This is a genomic window from Marimonas arenosa (assembly GCF_030848945.1).
Classification (GTDB): domain Bacteria; phylum Pseudomonadota; class Alphaproteobacteria; order Rhodobacterales; family Rhodobacteraceae; genus Marimonas; species Marimonas arenosa.
The window spans coordinates 1-17,422 of the sequence record NZ_JANHAX010000003.1; the positions used below are offsets into that span (position 1 = coordinate 1).

Annotated in this window: 12 protein-coding genes; 6 read left to right on the top strand and 6 right to left on the bottom strand. The window is 63.1% G+C overall.

The window, feature by feature from the left end; translation table 11 throughout:
- From NO357_RS10155 to NO357_RS10180, 6 genes are all read right to left on the bottom strand, one after another.
- Nucleotides 1–993 (bottom strand): calcium-binding protein (locus NO357_RS10155; protein ID WP_306735558.1); only part of this gene is annotated, 993 nt, incomplete at its 3' end.
- A 173-nt stretch (nt 994–1,166) separates the two neighbouring features.
- Complete coding sequence (locus NO357_RS10160) at nt 1,167–3,260, bottom strand: pre-peptidase C-terminal domain-containing protein (RefSeq protein ID WP_306735559.1); 2,094 nt, start codon at nt 3,258–3,260, stop codon at nt 1,167–1,169.
- Nucleotides 3,261–3,379: 119 nt separating this feature from the next.
- On the bottom strand, nt 3,380–4,618 hold the full coding sequence (locus NO357_RS10165; protein ID WP_306735560.1) for a glycosyltransferase: 1,239 nt from the start codon (nt 4,616–4,618) through the stop codon (nt 3,380–3,382).
- Nucleotides 4,615–5,937 carry a glycosyltransferase gene (locus tag NO357_RS10170; RefSeq protein WP_306735561.1) on the bottom strand — a complete coding sequence of 441 codons (1,323 nt, stop codon included), beginning with the start codon at nt 5,935–5,937 and terminating at the stop codon, nt 4,615–4,617. Before NO357_RS10170 ends, NO357_RS10165 begins: the two co-directional genes overlap by 4 nt.
- Nucleotides 5,938–6,045: 108 nt before the next feature.
- Complete coding sequence (locus NO357_RS10175; RefSeq protein WP_306735562.1) at nt 6,046–7,023, bottom strand: glycosyltransferase; 978 nt, start codon at nt 7,021–7,023, stop codon at nt 6,046–6,048.
- A gap of 199 nt (nt 7,024–7,222) precedes the next feature.
- The gene (locus NO357_RS10180) at nt 7,223–9,802 is read right to left on the bottom strand and encodes a calcium-binding protein (protein WP_306735564.1); all 2,580 of its coding nucleotides are present in this window, start codon (nt 9,800–9,802) and stop codon (nt 7,223–7,225) included.
- Between the two features lie 190 nt (nt 9,803–9,992).
- Between NO357_RS10180 and NO357_RS10185 the strand changes: the two genes are divergently transcribed.
- The 6 genes from NO357_RS10185 to NO357_RS10210 all read left to right on the top strand — a co-directional run bounded on the left by NO357_RS10185 (nt 9,993) and on the right by NO357_RS10210 (nt 17,335).
- Nucleotides 9,993–10,745, top strand: a complete 753-nt coding sequence (locus NO357_RS10185; protein ID WP_306735565.1) for a 5-oxoprolinase subunit B family protein — start codon at nt 9,993–9,995, stop codon at nt 10,743–10,745.
- Nucleotides 10,742–11,761, top strand: coding sequence for a 5-oxoprolinase subunit C family protein (locus NO357_RS10190; RefSeq protein ID WP_306735566.1), 1,020 nt, complete (start codon nt 10,742–10,744; stop codon nt 11,759–11,761). Before NO357_RS10185 ends, NO357_RS10190 begins: the two co-directional genes overlap by 4 nt.
- 3 nt (nt 11,762–11,764) lie before the next feature.
- The gene (locus tag NO357_RS10195) at nt 11,765–12,523 is read left to right on the top strand and encodes a LamB/YcsF family protein (protein WP_306735567.1); all 759 of its coding nucleotides are present in this window, start codon (nt 11,765–11,767) and stop codon (nt 12,521–12,523) included.
- A gap of 66 nt (nt 12,524–12,589) precedes the next feature.
- Nucleotides 12,590–13,333 carry an SDR family oxidoreductase gene (locus NO357_RS10200; protein ID WP_306735568.1) on the top strand — a complete coding sequence of 248 codons (744 nt, stop codon included), beginning with the start codon at nt 12,590–12,592 and terminating at the stop codon, nt 13,331–13,333.
- A 175-nt stretch (nt 13,334–13,508) separates the two neighbouring features.
- Entirely contained in the window at nt 13,509–14,939 is a 1,431-nt protein-coding gene (locus NO357_RS10205; protein WP_306735570.1) for a tetratricopeptide repeat protein, read from the top strand.
- 11 nt (nt 14,940–14,950) lie between these two features.
- On the top strand, nt 14,951–17,335 hold the full coding sequence (locus tag NO357_RS10210) for a sulfatase-like hydrolase/transferase (RefSeq protein ID WP_306735571.1): 2,385 nt from the start codon (nt 14,951–14,953) through the stop codon (nt 17,333–17,335).
- Nucleotides 17,336–17,422 lie beyond the last annotated feature (87 nt).

Sequence of the window (17,422 nt, forward strand, 5' to 3'; positions counted from 1 at the left end):
GGATCCATTGCTGGCGTTGATCTGATAGCTGTCCGTGCCGGCACTGCCGTTGACCTGCATCCAGCCGCCATCGACCACGGTGATGTTGAAGGTGTCGTCGAACCCGCTGCCCCAGACGCCCAGGCCGTCGGCCAGCATCGGGTTTCGGATATCGGTGATCGTGGTGGTGCCATTGACGCCCTTGTCCACCGTCGCGGTGTTGGCGTTGCCATCGATCGTGACGGTCACACCGGCGCTCAGGTCCCAGTGCCCGAGGGTCACGTAGTCAAACGAGCCCTGCGTGATGCCCGAGAACAGCACCGAATCGTTACCGGAGCCGGGCACAACGACCTCGTTTCCGTCGTTGCTGCCGGAAACGATGGTGTCGTCGCCGCCACCGCCTTCAAGACGGTCATTGCCGAGGCCGCCAATGATGCTGTCGTTGCCGCCGCCGCCGTTGATAAAGTCGTCGCCCGCGTTACCGCGCAGCGTGTCACGGCCGCCATTGCCCAGGATGCTGTCATTGCCGTCGCCGCCCGCCAGGTCATCGTTGCCTGATCCGCCTTCGAGCGTGTCATTGAACGGAGTGCCGATGGCGTCGATATGGGTAGTGAGCGTGTCCAGAACGAGATCGAATCCGTCGACCGCACCGCTGCCGTCGAAGTTCACTTCGCCCGAGTCGAGCAGTGCATCGAGCGCCGTGGAGTCGTCGAGTTCGATCAGATCGATCAAGGCCGGGATCAGGTCTGTCGTTGCCCAGGCGAAATTGGTGAAGGTGATAATCGTGTTTCCGTCGTCGTCGCGGATCGTCATCCCTGTTACCGTGCCCGCCAGAGGATCCGCGTTCAGACCGGTACCGGTGAAGGTGACCTCCCAGTTGGTTGCAGGGTTGTACCCAACCACCTGTGTCGGCGTATTTGTCGTGATGACCAGTTCAAATTCGTCATCGACGGAGTCATAGAACGCCTGGTCGAACACATCTGCGGAGCTCGGCCCCAAGTAAGTGATATCCAATTTTGCCTCCCCTATTTTGGCAAATGAAGTTTTTGGCCTGATTGGTGCGATCAATTCGCACCTTCAAAAGATTCTTCTCAAAACAACATTTGAATCAAGACGTCTTTTCCGGAAAACAGTGTTTTTCCGAAAGACAGGGGAAACCGGAACGTGCAGGAAGCGGGAGCGTTCCCTCAGAAGACGAAGTCGTTGGCGTCGAGATCGGCGAGGTTGACGTTCTCGAGCACGATCGAGTTGCCGCCACCGGTGTCGATCACCACGTTTACCCCCACCTGGGTGGCGGCGCCGTTGTTCGGGTCGCTCAGATCGAGATCCGCCAGCGACGAGATCGCGGAGACGCCGGAGAGAATGATCTTTTCGCTGTCATTCAGGGCGTTGAAATCGTTGATCGTGTCATTGCCGTGACCATCGGCAAAGACGAACCGGTCGGCATTGAGCCCGCCGATCAGCACATCATCGCCAGGACCGCCGTCGAGCCGGTCGAAGCCAAGGCCACCGATCAGCGTGTCGTTGCCGCCGCCGCCATAGATCGTGTCGTATCCACCGTTGCCCAAGAGCCGGTCATCGCCCAGGTTGCCGCCGAGCGTGTCGCGGCCGATGCCGCCGACGATCTCGTCATTTCCGCCGCCGCCATAGGCCAGGTCGTTTTCGGAATAGCCGCGCAGCGTATCGTTGCCGCTATCGCCCAGCAACGTATCATTGTCGGATCCGCCCTGCAGCAGGTCGTTGCCGCCGCCGCCTTCGAGACGGTCGCGGCCAATGCCTCCGAGCAGGGTATCGTTGCCCAACCCGCCGCGCAGGGTGTCGTAACCGAGACCGCCTTCGAGACGGTCATAACCGCTATTGCCGACCAGCGTGTCCCGGCCGGTGTCGCCGACGATGGTGTCGCGGCCACCATTGCCGGACAGGTGGTTGGCGGTGTCGTTGCCGGTGATTGCGTCATTACCATTGCCGCCAACGGCGTTTTCGATCACCACGCCGTGGGCGATGGTGAACCCACCGCCGATGCCCGAAGCATAGGAGACCCAGCCGCCGCCGCCGACCTCTTCGTTGATCGTCGCCGCGCGCAGGTCAATCGTCGCCGCCAGCGTACCGGAATGGGCAATCGTGTCGGTGCCACCCGTATCCCAGATCGCCATGTAGTAGGTGCCGGTCGCGTTGACCGTGGGCAGGGTATAGGTGTTGTTGCCGCTGTTGTAGGTGGTGTTGACACCATAGTTCTCTTGCAGCGCCGCGATGTCGATCGCCATCGGGCCGCCTTCGAAACCGTACGTGCCGCTTGTCCGGCTGCCGAGCGGGCCGAGCGGCCAGCCCGAGTTGTAGGTCATGATGGTGTAGACACCCTGGTTCAGGTTGTAGGTGCCATAATCGTCGAACTCGGCCGTGACGCCGGTCATGATCGTCGACGTGCCGCCGTCGTCATGCGGGTGGGCCAGGCCGAGCCCGTGCAGAAGCTCATGCACGATGGTGACGAACCCGAAACCGCCCTGTTCGAGATCGCCGCCGGCGAAACGGTCCCACTGGGTGCCGTCGAACACCGCGACGCCGTCATTGGCCGAGCCGGGAGGGTTGAAATAGCCGAGGAAGGATCCGCCGACCTCGTTGGTATCGAGCAGCAAAACGAGATCGGCATTGGCCGGGTTGGTCACCACGTTGAAGGTGAGGTTGGTCAGGCTTTCAATCAGGTCGAACGCCAGTTGGAACTGGCCGCGTTCATAGGAATTGAAGCCTTCCGCCGTATACCCGTCGGCGAAATAGCCCGCCGGGGCGAAATAGACGTTCACGGTATTCGACGGCAGCTGCGTGCCCCAGTCGATATCCATCAGCAGCGGGTTGGTCGTCGGCGATGGGATCGAGTTAATCGGATCGACGGTGATCGTGTAGGTGCCGATCTCGTCGAAGAAATTGTCTGCCGCGATGTAGTAGGTGCCGGTGTAGGGGGCCGTGAACTCGAGATAGGAGTCGTAAGTCAGCCACGGACCGTCATCGTTTTCGGCAAGCAAAGTTCCCGAGGAGTCACGGATTTCGACATAGGGGTCGGTCAGGGTATTGCCGAACATGGAGATCCCATAGGTCTGACCCGCGACCAGCGTGACCTCGAACCAATCGGTATCTTCCGACACTTCCAGCGAACCGGTCGTCCAGCCGCCGACGTTCACCGAACCAGTTGTCGCGGTGGTGTCGTCGTAATCATCGCCGGGCGAAGAAAACGCCATGATCTCCGGATTGATCGCGCGGGTGGTTTGCTCAATCTCTTTCACGGTCATCTGGCAACTCCTCTTCGTCGAGCCTCTTCTGACATCAAACTAGATGGCAAAGCGGGTCCGAAGGCAAGAAGGGTCGGTGGCGCGCGCGACATAATGCCCGGTCGGGCGGTTTTCTGCCATCACTGCTCTGGCGCATCCGCCTTTGTTTTCCGGATCAGCGGGGTCGCCAGCTCGGCAAATCGCAGCGCCTGTTCGGTAAAGCTGCTCACGGTGCCGGGGCTGATGCCGGCATGATCCTGCTTGAAGGCCGCATTCAGCTGGCTGACCAACGCGTCGGCCCCGGCACCGATGGGAATCAGGCGGGACGGATCGGCGAAGGCATGTTCCACGGTGCCTCCGCTGTCAGTCTGGATCACGGGAATACCGCGGGACACGGCCTCGCGAATGGCAAGGCCGAAGGTTTCCTTCCATTGCGACAGGAACAGGAGCACGTCTATCTCGGCGTAGAAGGCGTCCATCTCGTCCTGCGAAAAGCGCGGGTAGATTTCGACATCGCCCTTCAGGGTCTTTAGGTCGACGTCTTCCCACCAGGTGCCGTCGAGGCTGCCATCGACCAACAACAGACGATAGTCTTGGCGGTCGAGCTGCGAAAAGGCCCGGCGCAGAAGCGGCCAACCTTTGATCTGCGAGGGCCCGCCGAGAAAACCGAAGCTGAGCGTACCGTCACGGGCCCGGCGGGCGGCCTGCGCCTCGAAGAAGCCGGGGCCGGGCAGACGAACGCCGTTCTCCCAGACCACGCCCTTGCCCGGAGCGAAGCCCGAGTTTTCGGACAGCTCAAGCGCAAACCGGCTGGGATAGGTGACGAGATCGATATGCGCGGCCTGCGCCAGAAGGTAATCGCGCCGCGTGCGGGCGGCGCTGAAATCATCGACGCAGCCGCGGCAGGCCTCGATCCTGATCGGGTCCTGGCCGCAGTAGCTTTGATCGGGTTTGATCATGAACTGGCGATCGCAGAGCCACCAGAAATCGTGCACCGAAAGAATGACCGGAATGTCCCGCGCCTTGGCCGCCGAGAAGATGCCGGCGCCCATGTCCTGGATGCAATGGGCATGCAGCAGGTCGGGGTCAAGAAAATCCATCAACCGGGCGACAATCTGAGTCACCTGCGGATTGTCGTAGAGCTCGGCATAGGAGCGGTGGCGGGGCACGTTGATGATGTAGTTGACGATGCCGCCGGTCTGCGACTTGATCGGCTTGTAGGGCACGAGGCTGTCATCCTGCACCATCGACACCACGCTGACACGCGCGCTGGTCTGGCGCACCAGTTCCCGGGCCACCTGTTCGGCCACAACGGTGGCGCCGCCGTAGGAGTACGGCGCGAAGAAGACATTGGCGACAAGGATATGAATGTCGCTCATGCCCGTACCCACGCGAGCACCTCGGGCGAAATGATGTGAGACGCGTCGTGCCCCGACCAGTTGGTCTCGAGATCTTCGCGGGCGCGACGGCCCATGGCCAGGGCCGCGGCTGCGTCGCCGGCCAATGCCTCGAGCGCGGCCCCCCAGTCGGCCGGGGTCTGCGCGACGAATCCGGTTTCCTCATGCCGGACGACATTGGCCATGTCGCTGACCGTGCCGACAATGCTGGGCACGCCGACCGAGGCCGCGTCGATCACCCGCACGGCACTCTTGCAGCGATTGAAGATGTCATCGGTCAACGGCATCACCGCGCAATCCGCCCCGGCCAGGGTGGCGAGGTAGTCGTCATAGGTGGTGAAGGGGTGCGACTCGATCCGGTCCTCAAACACCTCGGGCAGGTGCTTTTCGTCGAAATGGCCGATGATCATCAGGCGGCGGTTCGGACCGCCGTCGAGAAACCCGGCGAGCTGGTCCTCGATCAAGGCGAAATCCACCTCGTGTCCGCGCGATCCGCTGGCGAAGGCTACGCGGAACAGTTTATCTTCGGTTCTGGCCGCGCCACCGGACTGCATCGCCTTCAGCCCATCGGAAAGAGTGGCCGCATCGGCGAAATTTCGGCGCAAGAAGACCGGGCGCGGCGTGTATTCGCGCGTATGTTCGACCATGCCGGGGGTGGAGACGGTGATCATGTCGGCGCCATTCATCATGGCGAGATATCTCGGTGCCTCGGAGATGAAATGCGCTTTCAGCTCGGGTTCGATCGCCTTCATGTTCTCGTAAGTCTCGTAGGCCGAGATTGAGAACAGCGGGTCGTCGAGATCGTAGAGCACCGGCAATTTCAACCGCCGCGCCTCGTAGCGGTACATCTCGGTCACCGGCATGGTTTGAAGCCGGTACTCGAACAGATGTGTCGCGTCCTGCATGGCATGGGCCGACCGCGGCACGTCGAGATAATGCGAATACTCGACCTCGACATCGCGCTTGCGCCAGAACTCGGCCAACTGTTCGACACGATACTTGCGGCATTGCGGCAGGTTCATGTCGGCGATCAACGCGATCTTGCGCCGTTTGCTGAGGAGGGCGGGCGCCTCAGCGACATGAAAGGCGTTTTGCCGTGCAAGCTGCTGCCAGATCTTGTTGAGATAGAGATGGTCGCGGCTGACTTCCCCGCCCCGCCGGCCCAGAGCGCTGCGGCCGCCGCCGCGCAGCACCATGCCGAGATAAATCCGAACCTTGCGCAGCGCCTGGCCGAGGCCCTCTTCTCGGATGGACGCGAAAAACCGCTTGATCAGTGCTGGTCGCAACAGTTTTCCGAGCATGGAGTCTTCCCGAGGCTGGCAAGGGTATGGGCAGGGTCCGGCGCTTGTCTGTCACAAACACCGGGTCGGTAAAACAGAAAACTTCAAAACCGCACCCGACGGGACGGCTTAGAGCCTGTGCAGCAGCACCGAAAGCCAAAGCGCCAAAGTTCCAGGCAGACTTTGTCGGTAAAGACCGAGCTTGAGAAACCGCGAGATGCGTGTCGGCAGCGCGCCCTGACGCAGCTGAATGAAGTCGTCGAGCACCTGCCGGTTTTCCGGTGACAGCCGATGTCGCGAGGCCTCGAGCGCAGCGATATTGATCTCGTTCCAGTCGCGAAAAAGCCCGTTGAGCAGCATCATGATGCGTTTGAGCTGAGCCCGCGGCGTATCGTTGGCGCCGATCTGGTTTTCGGCGTGCTGGCGATAATAGATCAACGGCGTGTCATCATGGATCGTCTCGCCGCCTGCCCCGGAGACGATCTGATAGAGCCACCAGTCATGCACCACCAGTTCGCGCACCTCATGTGAGGCCTGGCAGACCAACCGCGTCGCCGCCGGGTTCAACAGGATGGTATTGCCCGACGCGATGTTCTGCACCAGAGCGTTGCGGAACCCGGGTGGTTTCGGCCGGGGCCGCGACGGCCGCGGATTGCCAAGATCGTTGTCCGTGATCAGTGTGCCGCTGCAGAACAGCGCAGGGCGGTCGGCCGGCACCCGTTCGAGCGCGTTGATGCCGTGGCTCAAGCGCTGGGGCATCCAAACGTCGTCCTGATCACAGAATGCCAGAAAGCCGTCCTGTTCGCCTTCCGGTACCGCTCGGACAAGCGAAAGGAAGTTTTCGGCGCCGCCTTTGCACGGCCCCCGCACCGCCGTCAGCGGATGTCCCTGTTCTGCGAAACCCATGAGAATGTCGAAGCTGCCGTCGACCGAGCCGTCATCGCTGGCGCGGATCGACCAGTTGCCGTGGAACTGGGTGGCAATGCTGTGCAGCTGTTCGGCCAGGTGGTCCGCCCCATTGCGCACAGCCATCAGGATCAGGACATGCGGGTCGTCCTCGCAGGACAACGGCGCCGCGATGCGCGTGGGACTGGATTGTTTGTTCAAATCGCCACCGGACCTGGTCCGTCTCTGTCAGAGCAACCCTGCGGTTGCCAGTTCGGTCTTGTACCGGCATACATCAGCGGTATCCCGAAAGCCAAGGGCCAGTGGCGCAGTTCCGCTGCTCGCGCCGGGACGACCGGCGCCCGCCGTGGCGGGGCAACCAGCCGGGCGGCAAGGAATGGCCGGATCTGTGCCGGGAGTATCAGAAAACGAAGTCACTGGCATCGAGTTCAGACAGGTTCACCCCCAGAAGCAGGATCGAGGTCGCCCCGCCGGTGGCGATCACCACGTCCGCGCCTTCCTGGGTGGCGGACCCGAGCACATCGTCGATGTCCGCCAGCGCAGTGACCGCCGAGAGGTCGATCTTTTCGCCATCGTCCAAAGCGTCAAAATCGGTGATCGTGTCTTGGCCGTGACCGTCGGCAAAGACGAACCTGTCGGCATGGCGGCCGCCCGTCAGCCGGTCATCTCCGAGACCGCCATCCAGCCTGTCCAATCCCCGGCCACCGATCAGCCTGTCGTTTCCGGCACCGCCGAAGACCCGATCAAACCCGCGGCCGCCCTGGATCGTATCGTCACCTTGGTTCCCGTTCAGCGTGTCCTGGCCGGTGCCGCCGGCCACCAGATCATCGCCAGCGCCGCCGAAAGCGATGTCGTCGTCGCCCCGACCGCGTAAAGTGTCGTGGCCCAGCTCGCCGTGCAGCGTGTCGTCGCCGGCATCGCCAAATATCGTGTCGTGCTGGGCGCCACCGGATAGCCGGTCATCACCAAGACCGCCATTGAGCAAGTCGTTGCCGCCGCCACCCTGCATCTCATCGTCGCCAAGCCCACCTTGCAGCGTGTCAAAGCCCAGCCCGCCGAACAGCTCGTCCTGTCCCATTCCGCCGCGTAAAAGGTCATAACCCATGCCACCGAAGAGACGGTCAGCGCCGGCGCTGCCGTCGAGCATATCCCTGCCGTTGCCGCCGCTGAGCATGTCGAAACCGAATCCGCCGAAAAGGCTATCATTGCCGGCATTGCCGAGCATGGTATCGGCTCCCTTGTTCCCCCACAGGACATCGTTCTGCGTGCCACCGAGCAGACTGTCGTTGCCGCCGCCGCCGAGCAGAACATCCTCGCCGTCGTCGCCCCAGAGCGTATCGTTGCCGCCACTGGCCTCGATTCGGTCTCGGCCAGAGCGGCCGGATATCCTGTTGGCACCGTCGTCGCCATACATGTTGTCGTCCCCCACAGAGCCCATCTGGAGACTGGGTGGAAGGTCGAGTTCGACCCCGGTGTAGGTAACATGAGCAAAGGATATGAAATCGGCCTCTGACAGCTGTGCAGAGGTCAGCCCGGAACGGCGTAGTTCGATCACCTCGTCGCCGAACCGCAGCTCGACACCCCAGCTACGGTTGATCATTACCACGTCCGAGAAATCCCATTGCATCCCAAGTGCCGTCAGGTCGATGCGGTCGACGCCGGGTTCGAAATCCAAGATCACATCGGCAACTCCATCGGCAGAGAACAGGAAATCGTCTGCCCCGGCCCCTCCGGTCAGCGTATCGCTACCGGCACCGTCGAGCAGAATGTCGTCACCGGCGCCGGCCTCAATCCGGTCGGCACCGTGGCCGCCGGCCAGCACGTCGTCGTCGCCGGTGCCGGCCAGCGTGCCTCCACCATTGCCGGCCAGCCGCAGATCGCCCGGGGACGGCAGGGTGAGGACGACCTCGGCCAGGAAGGGCGCCGATTCGGTTGCCACGAAGATGCGGACGGTGTTGCCTTGCGCCTGAAGCGCGATCTCGGTGATTCCGGAGAGCGGCAGATCGGCACTGCCCGCAATGCTGCCGAGATGATGCAACCGCCCACCGGGAAGCAGGACGAAGGCCGAAAGCCCGTCATCCGATCCCGCAGCAACGATGATGTCGAGACCGTTGACCTCGATCGCCTCGAATACCGTGACATCGGCGAAGCGGGTGTCGCGGGTATCGAGCACGTGGTCGGTCGGGGACATCCCACCGGCCGGATCGATTTCCAGCACCGTCAGGCTGTCTGACCCGGCGGCGGCGACGATGGCATAGGCCCGGCCCGCAACCTCGGCGAGGGCGGCGGCGGTTGGCATCGAGAACCAGGCCGACTCCGGCGCGGCCTGAACCATGGAAAGTGCGCGTACTGCCCCATCGCTCCCAAGCTCGAACAGCGCGATGGCGTTCTCGCCCCAATAGGTCGCGAGCGCGACGCTGCGCCCGCCAAGGTCGGCTGTGACGAGATCGCTGACCGGAGCACCAGCGAGGCCCGGCCCCGGGTTCAGCGGTGCAACCGAGAGGGAGCTGCCGGAGATCTCGAAACTCATCACCCCGCTGCCACGTACCGCGACAAGCCCGTAGCTTGTACCGGGGAAAACCGCGATATCGGTGAAATTGCGCGCATCCGCACCACTGATCTGGATGCTCGTCTGCCCGCCCAGTGCTTCGGTCGCGGTGTCGTCGTTCAGCACGCGGCCGAGCAGGCTGGCAGTGGCAAGACCGGCCATCAGAAGGGTCGGCACATCGACGTTCAGAACGGCAAGATCAGTGCTTTCAAGCTGTGTTAGGCTCGAATCGATCGACCAGCTCTGCACCACATGCGCGCCGCCAGGGGCGGAGCCCAGATCATAGCTGACCAAGCTTCCACCCCCACGTGTGACGCTGATCAGCACGGTCCCATCCGCGGTTTCGAAGATTTCGAGATCGGTGATCCCTGCCAGAGCCTCGGTCGGCGCGCCGGCGATCTGTCCGACCGCGCGCAGTTCAATCATCGGCATCGCACACCCCCAAAGTTAACTATCCGATGCAGGCGAAGTTGACCGGTGATCGGGTGCTGGGTTTTACCGGATTGTGGCGGCACGGCGGAGTTTGCCGACGCTTTTATTCAAGCCTTTGGTTTCCGGCCGGGGTTTTCTTTGCCGGGGGGATGCGGAAAGATCGGAACAGGCGCAACAGCAGGAGCCGGACATGACGACAGCCGTTACAGACGGGCAACCGGAGATTCTGCCGCTCGGGGCCGATGGGCTCTTGGTACGATTTTCCACGCGGCTCGACGACATGGCCAACCGCGCGGTGCTGGCGCTCGCCGAGATCCTCGAAGCCGACATGCCAGAGGGCGTGGCCGAGATGTCGACCGCGCTGGCCTCGGTCTATCTGCGTTTTGATCCCGAGGACACCAGCCGCGCCCGGCTGGCCGGGGCGTTGAGGCAGCGGCTAGAGGGACAGGACTGGACCAGCCTGCCCGAGGCCGTGCCGAAGCGGCGCTGGCACATCCCCACGGCCTTCGGCGGCGACCACGGCCCACAACTGCGCGAGACAGCCGAATTGCTGGCGATGCGTGAAGACGAAGCGGTGGCCGATTTGGTGGCGCACCCGGTGCGGGTTCTGGCTATCGGTTTTGCGCCGGGGCAGCCTTATCTCGGCATGCTGCCGGACCGCTGGGACATCCCGCGGCTGCAATCTATCACGCCACAGATTCCGGCAAGTGCGCTGGTCGTGGCGGTGCGGCAATTGATCGTTTTCACCGCATCGACCCCGACCGGCTGGCGGCATATCGGCCAGACAGGATTCCGTCCCTACCGGCCAGAGGCTTCAGATCCATTTCCGCTGTTGCCCGGTGACGTGCTGCAATTCGATCCGGTTTCGGACGAAGAATTTGACCGAATTCTGAAATCCGACCTGATTGGCGCCGGTGGCGCACGGCTGGAGGTGGCGGAATGAGCCGGCTCACCATCCACCGCGCCGGGCCCGCCATGTCGGTGCAGGATCTGGGACGCACCGGTACGCTGCGTCTCGGTCTGTCGCGCGGCGGTGCCGCCGACCGGCTGGCGTTGCGCGAGGCGGCGGCGCTGCTGGGGCACCGCGAGGTGCAGGCCGCGGTTGAAATGCCGGGGATGGGCGGGCGGTTTTCGGTAGACGCGCCGACACGGATCGCGCTGACCGGCGCGCCGATGCGGGCCATGCTTGATGGCGCCCCGCTGATCTGGAACGCGACATATCTGCTGTCACCGGGGGCGATGCTGGAGATCGGCCCGGCCACCACGGGCGTCTATGGCTATCTCAGCCTCGCCGGCGGGCTGGCGACACCCGAGATCCTCGGCAGCCGGTCGGCGCATCTCAATGCCGGGCTGGGGCGGCTTCTGGAATCCGGTGATGTCCTGCCCTTCGCCACCGATCCCGACCCCGACGCGCCCGCGATGCGAATCGAACCCGATGACCGGTTTTCCGGCGGCACGGTCCGGATCGTTCCGGGACCACAAACCAGTCTCTATTCCACTGCAATGTGTGAAAGATTCGCCGCAACCGAGTTTCGTCGCTCGACCCACGGCAACCGCCAGGGCGTGCGGCTGGACTTCGACGGTGATCCGTTCCAGGCCGAAGGACAGCTGGGAATTGTCTCGGACGTGATCGTGCCGGGGGATATCCAGATGACCGGCGACGGCATCCCCTTCGTGCTGTTGCCCGAGTGCCAGACCATCGGCGGATACCCGAGGATCGGCGCGGTAATTCCGGCCGACCTGCCCAAGGTGGCACAGGCCGCCCCCGGGGCGCCATTGCGTTTCCAACTGCTGAGCTTCGAGGAGTCTGACCGGTTGCTGATCGGCGAAGCGCATCTGCTTCGCGAGCTGCACAAACGTGCCGAACCGTTGCGGCGCAACCCGCATGACATTGCCGACCTTCTGGGGTATCAACTGATCAGCGGCGCCACCGCCGGTGACGATCTGGAAAGGCCCTGAGACATGGTGACGACGGTCGATCTCAATTCCGACATGGGTGAAGGCTTCGGCCCCTGGACGATGGGCGATGACGCCGCGCTGCTTGATGTGATCACATCGGCCAACATTGCCTGCGGCTTCCACGCCGGCGATCCGGATGTCATGGCCAGAACCATGCGCATGGCCCAGAGCAAGGGCGTTGGCATCGGCGCACATCCTGGCTTCGACGACCTGCGCGGTTTCGGCCGCCGCCGCTTGCCGCGCACGCACGAGGAACTGACCAACCTCGTGGCCTATCAACTCGGCGCGGCGCAGGCGATGGCCCGCGCCGTTGGCGGACGGGTGCGGCACCTGAAGCTTCATGGCGCGCTGGCCAACATGTGCTCGGAAGACCTGAACATGGCCAAAGCGTGCTACGGCGCCGTGCTGGCGGTGGATCCGGACATCGTGGTGATGGTGCTGGCGGCCACCGCACAGCAGCAGGCGATGGAGGAACTGGGCGGCACCTGGGCGGGCGAAATTTTCGCCGACCGCGCCTATAACGACGACGCCACGCTGGTTGACCGGTCGCTTCCGGGGGCCGTGTTGCACGACGCCGAAACGGCCGCCCCGCGCATCCTGAACATGCTGCGCGAGGATGCCATCATCGCCGAGTCCGGCAAACGCATTCCGGCGAAGATCGATACGATCTGCCTGCATTCCGATACCCCAGAAGCGGTGAAAATGGCGCGCGAGCTGCGCCGCCTTCTGACCGAGGCCGGCATCACCCTGCAGAAACTCTGACGGCGCGTCGCCATTGCCCGGCCACAAGGCGGTTGCTAGCCTTTCTGCAAAAGGGAGGGCCGGATCATGGCAACACTCAGCGGCAAGACAGCCTGGATCACCGGCGGCGGTACCGGCATCGGCGCAGCGTCGGCGGTTGCGTTGGCTGATGCCGGCGCCGAGGTCGTGGTCTCGGGCCGGCGGGAAGAGCCCCTGCGAAAGATTGCCAAGGAGATTGCCGCGGCGGGTGGCACGGCGCGAGTCGAGGTTCTGGACGTGGCACGCGCAGCAGATGTGCGGGCGGTCGCTGACCGGATCGGCGAGGTCGACATCCTGCTGGCGTCGGCGGGACTGAACGTGCCGACGCGGGCGATGGCGGCGGTCAGCGACGATGACTGGGACCTCGTGGTTAACGTCAACCTCAATGGCGTGTTCTATCCGGCACGCGCGGTGCTTCCAGGGATGCGCGCCAAGGGGGATGGGCAGCTCATCCTGATTTCTTCCTGGGCAGGGCGCTATGCCACCCGACTGACCGGCGCCGCTTATAACGCCACCAAGCGGGCGGTGATCGCCCTCAGCGAGTCGATCAACGACGAGGAGGGCGCGAACGGCATCCGGTCGACCGTGATCATGCCGGGCGAGGTGGCTACACCAATCCTGAAGTCGCGACCCAACCCTCCGAGCCAGGCCGAACAGGACCGGATGCTGCAAGCCGAGGATCTGGCCGCAACGGTGCGCTTCGTCGCGGAGATGCCGCCGCGCGCCTGCATCAACGAAGTGCTGATTTCGCCGACCTGGAACCGGTTTTATCAGGGCTTCGCCGAGCTTTAGGCCCGAACGGCACAGCAATTGTGCCGACCCGGCACAGGGCAGCCTCGCCCGACCCACAGAAGTACGTTTTGAGCCACATCAAGGACATCGTCACCCATTATATACAGGATGATGATCTCGTGTTTGCGTCTAAGTGACTGCAATGGAGTGCATCGGGGAAGGAGGATGCGAGGCAATGAAAGCAAGATCCACCAGCTTTTCCAAACCGGGTGTGATGAGACTGGCGCCCGCGATCGCCGTGCTCGTGATCGGCCTTTCCGCGGCACCGGTCATGGCGCAACAGACGATGGTCGAACCCGAGGCGATCGCAGCGGCCGACGCCGCAATCTGGGCCAAGCCCGGGCCGGCGATGCTGGGCGAGGCGCAAGCGGTTCTCGAAAAGGCGGCGGCTGACGGCGACAGCGCGGCCCAGCGCATTTTAGCGCAGCATCTTCTCTATGGATGGGTACTCGAAAAGAACGTGGACAAGGGCCTGGTCCTGCTGAAACAGGCGGCCGCTGGCGGTGACGGCGAGGCCCAGGCCGAACTTGGGCAGTCCTATCTCTGGGGCACCTGGACCGAAACCGACGTCGCCCGGGGACGTGATCTGCTGGAACAGGCCGCGGCGCAGAAGGATCCCGAGGCGATGCGGATGCTCGGCGAGCAACTGGTCGGGGGCTGGCGCCTTGGGCGTGATATCGACCGCGGTCAAGCCCTGCTCCAAGCCGCGATCGAAGCCGGGAACGACAAAGCCAACGTGGCGCTGGGCAAGCTGCTGCTTTACGGCCAGGGCGTCAGACGAGACCGGGCGCGCGCGCTCGAACTGTTCGAGGCTGCGGCCGTGGCCGGCAACGGTGCCGGGCTGGCGATCTATGGCGAGGACCTGATGTGGCGCGAGGCCGATGCCACACGCGCCGAGGCCATGCTGGTCCGGGCTGGTGAGCTGGGTGCCGGCGAAGCCTGGTCCGCACTCGCCCACGGGGCGATGTACGGCTATCTCGGCGGGGGCCGAAAATCGCGAGCCAAATATGCCGGCTACGTCGAAAAAGCCCGCGCCGCCGGAGAGCAGCAGGTCGCCGTGCTCGAGGCCAACCGCAGCATGTGGGGCATCAATATGCGCGCCAGCGGACCACGGACCATCGAAGGCCTGACGCTGGCCGCCGACCGGGGCAATGCCGAGGCAGCCAAGTTCCTGATCGAACTCCTGCGCGACGGCAACGATCTCAATCTCCGCCGCCGGCCGATCGAGGCACAGGCCGCGCTTGAGTCCTATACCAAGCTACTGTCCGACAAGGAACGCGCGCAATACGCCCTGACGCTGGCGGCGGCAAAGGCCAGGACCCCGGCGGCCTATGCGCCGGTGGCTGAAAGCTTTGATGCCCAACCGGAACTGCATTCGAAATGGTTCGGGATGGAAATCATGAAGGCCAATCCCAACGTGGCCTTCTACATCCTGCAAAAACGGCTGAAAGCCGAGGGATTGTATCGCGGCCCACTGAATGGATATGCAACGCGTGCGACACTACGAGCCGTCTACAAAGCTTGCAGAACATTGGAGAAACCCCAGGTGTGTAACGACAGCGTGATGCGGCGCGATGTGATCGGGGCGCTTCTGGCCCGGGACTGACGACAGGACACATGACCGAGCAGGCAAACACCGAGATAGGCACCGCAAACGGCGGCGGGCCTGGACGATTCATTCTCTGGGCCGGCGCCGTGCTGGGCCTGTTGCTGGCAGTTGTGCGCGTCGCCGCCCTGAGAGGCCATCTCGATGGCCGGGGCTTTGGCGAAGCATTATCGTTGGTGGTACAGGGGGTCATGCAGGACTGGCTGATGGTGCTGGTCCTGACCTTGGTTTTTGCCGCGCTGGTGCGCTCCACGGATGCACACCGGCTGCGCAAGATTTTTGTTGCAGTGTTCACGGTGCTGGCGACGCTGCTTTTGCTTGCCGGTCTGGCGAACCTGGTGGCGCTACGCATGCTCGGAGCGCCGCTGACGATGGAATGGGTCGTCTATTCTGACCTGACGCATACAGACGTCGCGCTGGATTATATGCGGCGGGTGATTTCCGGGAAGGTCATCGCTGTGGCGCTGATCAGCGTGGTGGTTTTCCTCGGTAGCGCAAGGGCTCTTAATCGCTGGCGGTACAGTTCCGGGCCAGCCGTTCTGTCGCTTGGCGTCATGGCCCTTGCGGTCGTGTCCGCGCTGGCGGCGCGCAACGTTCCCACCGGAGTCGCCACGGCGAGGCTTGAGAACCCGATCGTCGCCTTCATCGCCTCGATCGGGGGCGAGACCGGGATCGACGGAATCGATGGCCTGGCCGAAACCCGCAAGGGCACCGATATGCCTTTTACTACGGTCGAGCCGCTGGCGCGACCGAAGAGCCCGGTCAAACCGATCCGCAACGCGATCCTATTCGCGTATGAGTCGACGCCAGCCAACCAGGCCCAAGGCTGGGGCGGCATTCATCCCGTCACCCCAAATCTGGCAGCGGCCCTGGACAAGGCGCTGGCCTTCGATCGCGCCTACGCCCATGTGCCGGCTTCGAACTATTACCTCGTGTCGGTGTTCGCTGGCATCATTCCCGAGTTGTCGTCGATTTCGATGATGGCCAGCCGGCCCAATCTCGATGCGATCTTCCTGCCCGAGGTGATGCGCGCCAACGGGCTGCGCACGGCTTTCTTCAATTCGTCCGACAATCGCTTTCAAGACACCGAGGGACTCGTCCGCGCGGCCGGATTCGAGCAGATCGGCGACTATCGCGACTGGGAATGCGAAACCGGGGTCTACGAGTTTTCCAGCGTCACCGACAAATACCTCAACACCTCAAGCGATCTCTGTACCGTCAACGAGATCATAGAGTGGGTCGAGGAGCGCCCGGAAGAACCCTTCTTCGTCGCGTTCCGCACCGGCATGACCCACTATCCCTATTTCCCGGGCGAGGATCCGCAGCGGTTCGTCGAGGACGAGACCCAAAACGACTATCTCAACGCACTCCGGGTGGGTGATCAGGCCTTCGGCAAGCTGATGGCGTGGCTCGACGAAAGCGGCCTGGCCGACGAGACGCTTGTCGTTGTCCTGGGTGACCACGGCGAGGCTTTCGGTCAACACGGAACGTATGTCCATGCCGCCGGGATTTATGAAGAGAACGTCCATATCCCGATGGCGCTGATCAATCCGCAGATTTTCAGCGGCACGCGCAGCGATCTCATCGTGGGTATCGCCGATGTCGCCGCCACGATTACCGACCTGTTGGGGATTCCGACACCTTCGTCGTGGCAGGGACGGTCGGTGTTCGCCAAGGGCCGTCGAAACGGCGTACTGTTCTTTTCGCCCTGGAACGGGTTTCTCGTGGGCTACCGCGAGGGGAATGAAAAATACATCTACAACGGCAATTCCGGCGAGGCGGCATTGTTCGACCTGGCCGCAGATCCTGGCGAAACCGACAACCTCGTGGAAGACGATCCGCAGGCCGCCAAGGCCGCGCGGGCCAAGCTGGGAGCGGCCGTCGCGGCGCACCAGAACTATATCGCCTGGCTTCTGGAACGACGCAACGCCGCGCCGCTGGAACAAGCCGCGGGAACGGAAATCGAGATTGTCGCCTCGGGGACGAAATTCAAGACCGCCCCGAAAGGCTGGGTCATGATAGACGGCGAACATGTCGGCGGGTTCGAAGTTACCGCCGCGCCATCGAACGCCGAACGCGACGTCACCCTGGACGAAATAAACGCTGCCCTGACTCCCTTCCGCCTGCCGGTCGAGGTTGGGGAATGCCCGCGTAAGATCGAGATTTTTTTCCTCAACGACGAATGGGCCGGTGATGGCAAAACTGGAGATACCGACCTTTACGTCCGCTCGGTCAAATTCGCGGGAACGACCTACTACTTCACGCGGTTTGCATTGATCGACAAAGGGGTCGGCGGCCATACCGAAGGCAATTTCCGTTTCTGGCGCAAGGGCGGCATTCGAATCGATCTCGATCTCGATCAGGCCTGTCTGAGCGCAGATCTGGCGGCGAAATGACACGGGTCAGTCCATGCATATATCCATCTCTCATAAGACCGCAAAAATCGCCATTGGCCCCGTCCCGCAACGCGGAAAGAGGGAAAA

Bases quoted from the DNA above. Each gene is read 5' to 3' on its own strand.
- NO357_RS10195 (WP_306735567.1), top strand. From the start codon at position 11,765: ATGGTGACGACGGTCGATCTCAATTCCGACATGGGTGAAGGCTTCGGC.
- NO357_RS10160 (WP_306735559.1), bottom strand. From the start codon at position 3,260: ATGACCGTGAAAGAGATTGAGCAAACCACCCGCGCGATCAATCCGGAG.
- NO357_RS10200 (WP_306735568.1), top strand. From the start codon at position 12,590: ATGGCAACACTCAGCGGCAAGACAGCCTGGATCACCGGCGGCGGTACC.
- NO357_RS10170 (WP_306735561.1), bottom strand. From the start codon at position 5,937: ATGCTCGGAAAACTGTTGCGACCAGCACTGATCAAGCGGTTTTTCGCG.
- NO357_RS10210 (WP_306735571.1), top strand. From the start codon at position 14,951: ATGACCGAGCAGGCAAACACCGAGATAGGCACCGCAAACGGCGGCGGG.
- NO357_RS10165 (WP_306735560.1), bottom strand. From the start codon at position 4,618: ATGAGCGACATTCATATCCTTGTCGCCAATGTCTTCTTCGCGCCGTAC.
- NO357_RS10180 (WP_306735564.1), bottom strand. From the start codon at position 9,802: ATGCCGATGATTGAACTGCGCGCGGTCGGACAGATCGCCGGCGCGCCG.
- NO357_RS10190 (WP_306735566.1), top strand. From the start codon at position 10,742: ATGAGCCGGCTCACCATCCACCGCGCCGGGCCCGCCATGTCGGTGCAG.
- NO357_RS10205 (WP_306735570.1), top strand. From the start codon at position 13,509: ATGAAAGCAAGATCCACCAGCTTTTCCAAACCGGGTGTGATGAGACTG.
- NO357_RS10185 (WP_306735565.1), top strand. From the start codon at position 9,993: ATGACGACAGCCGTTACAGACGGGCAACCGGAGATTCTGCCGCTCGGG.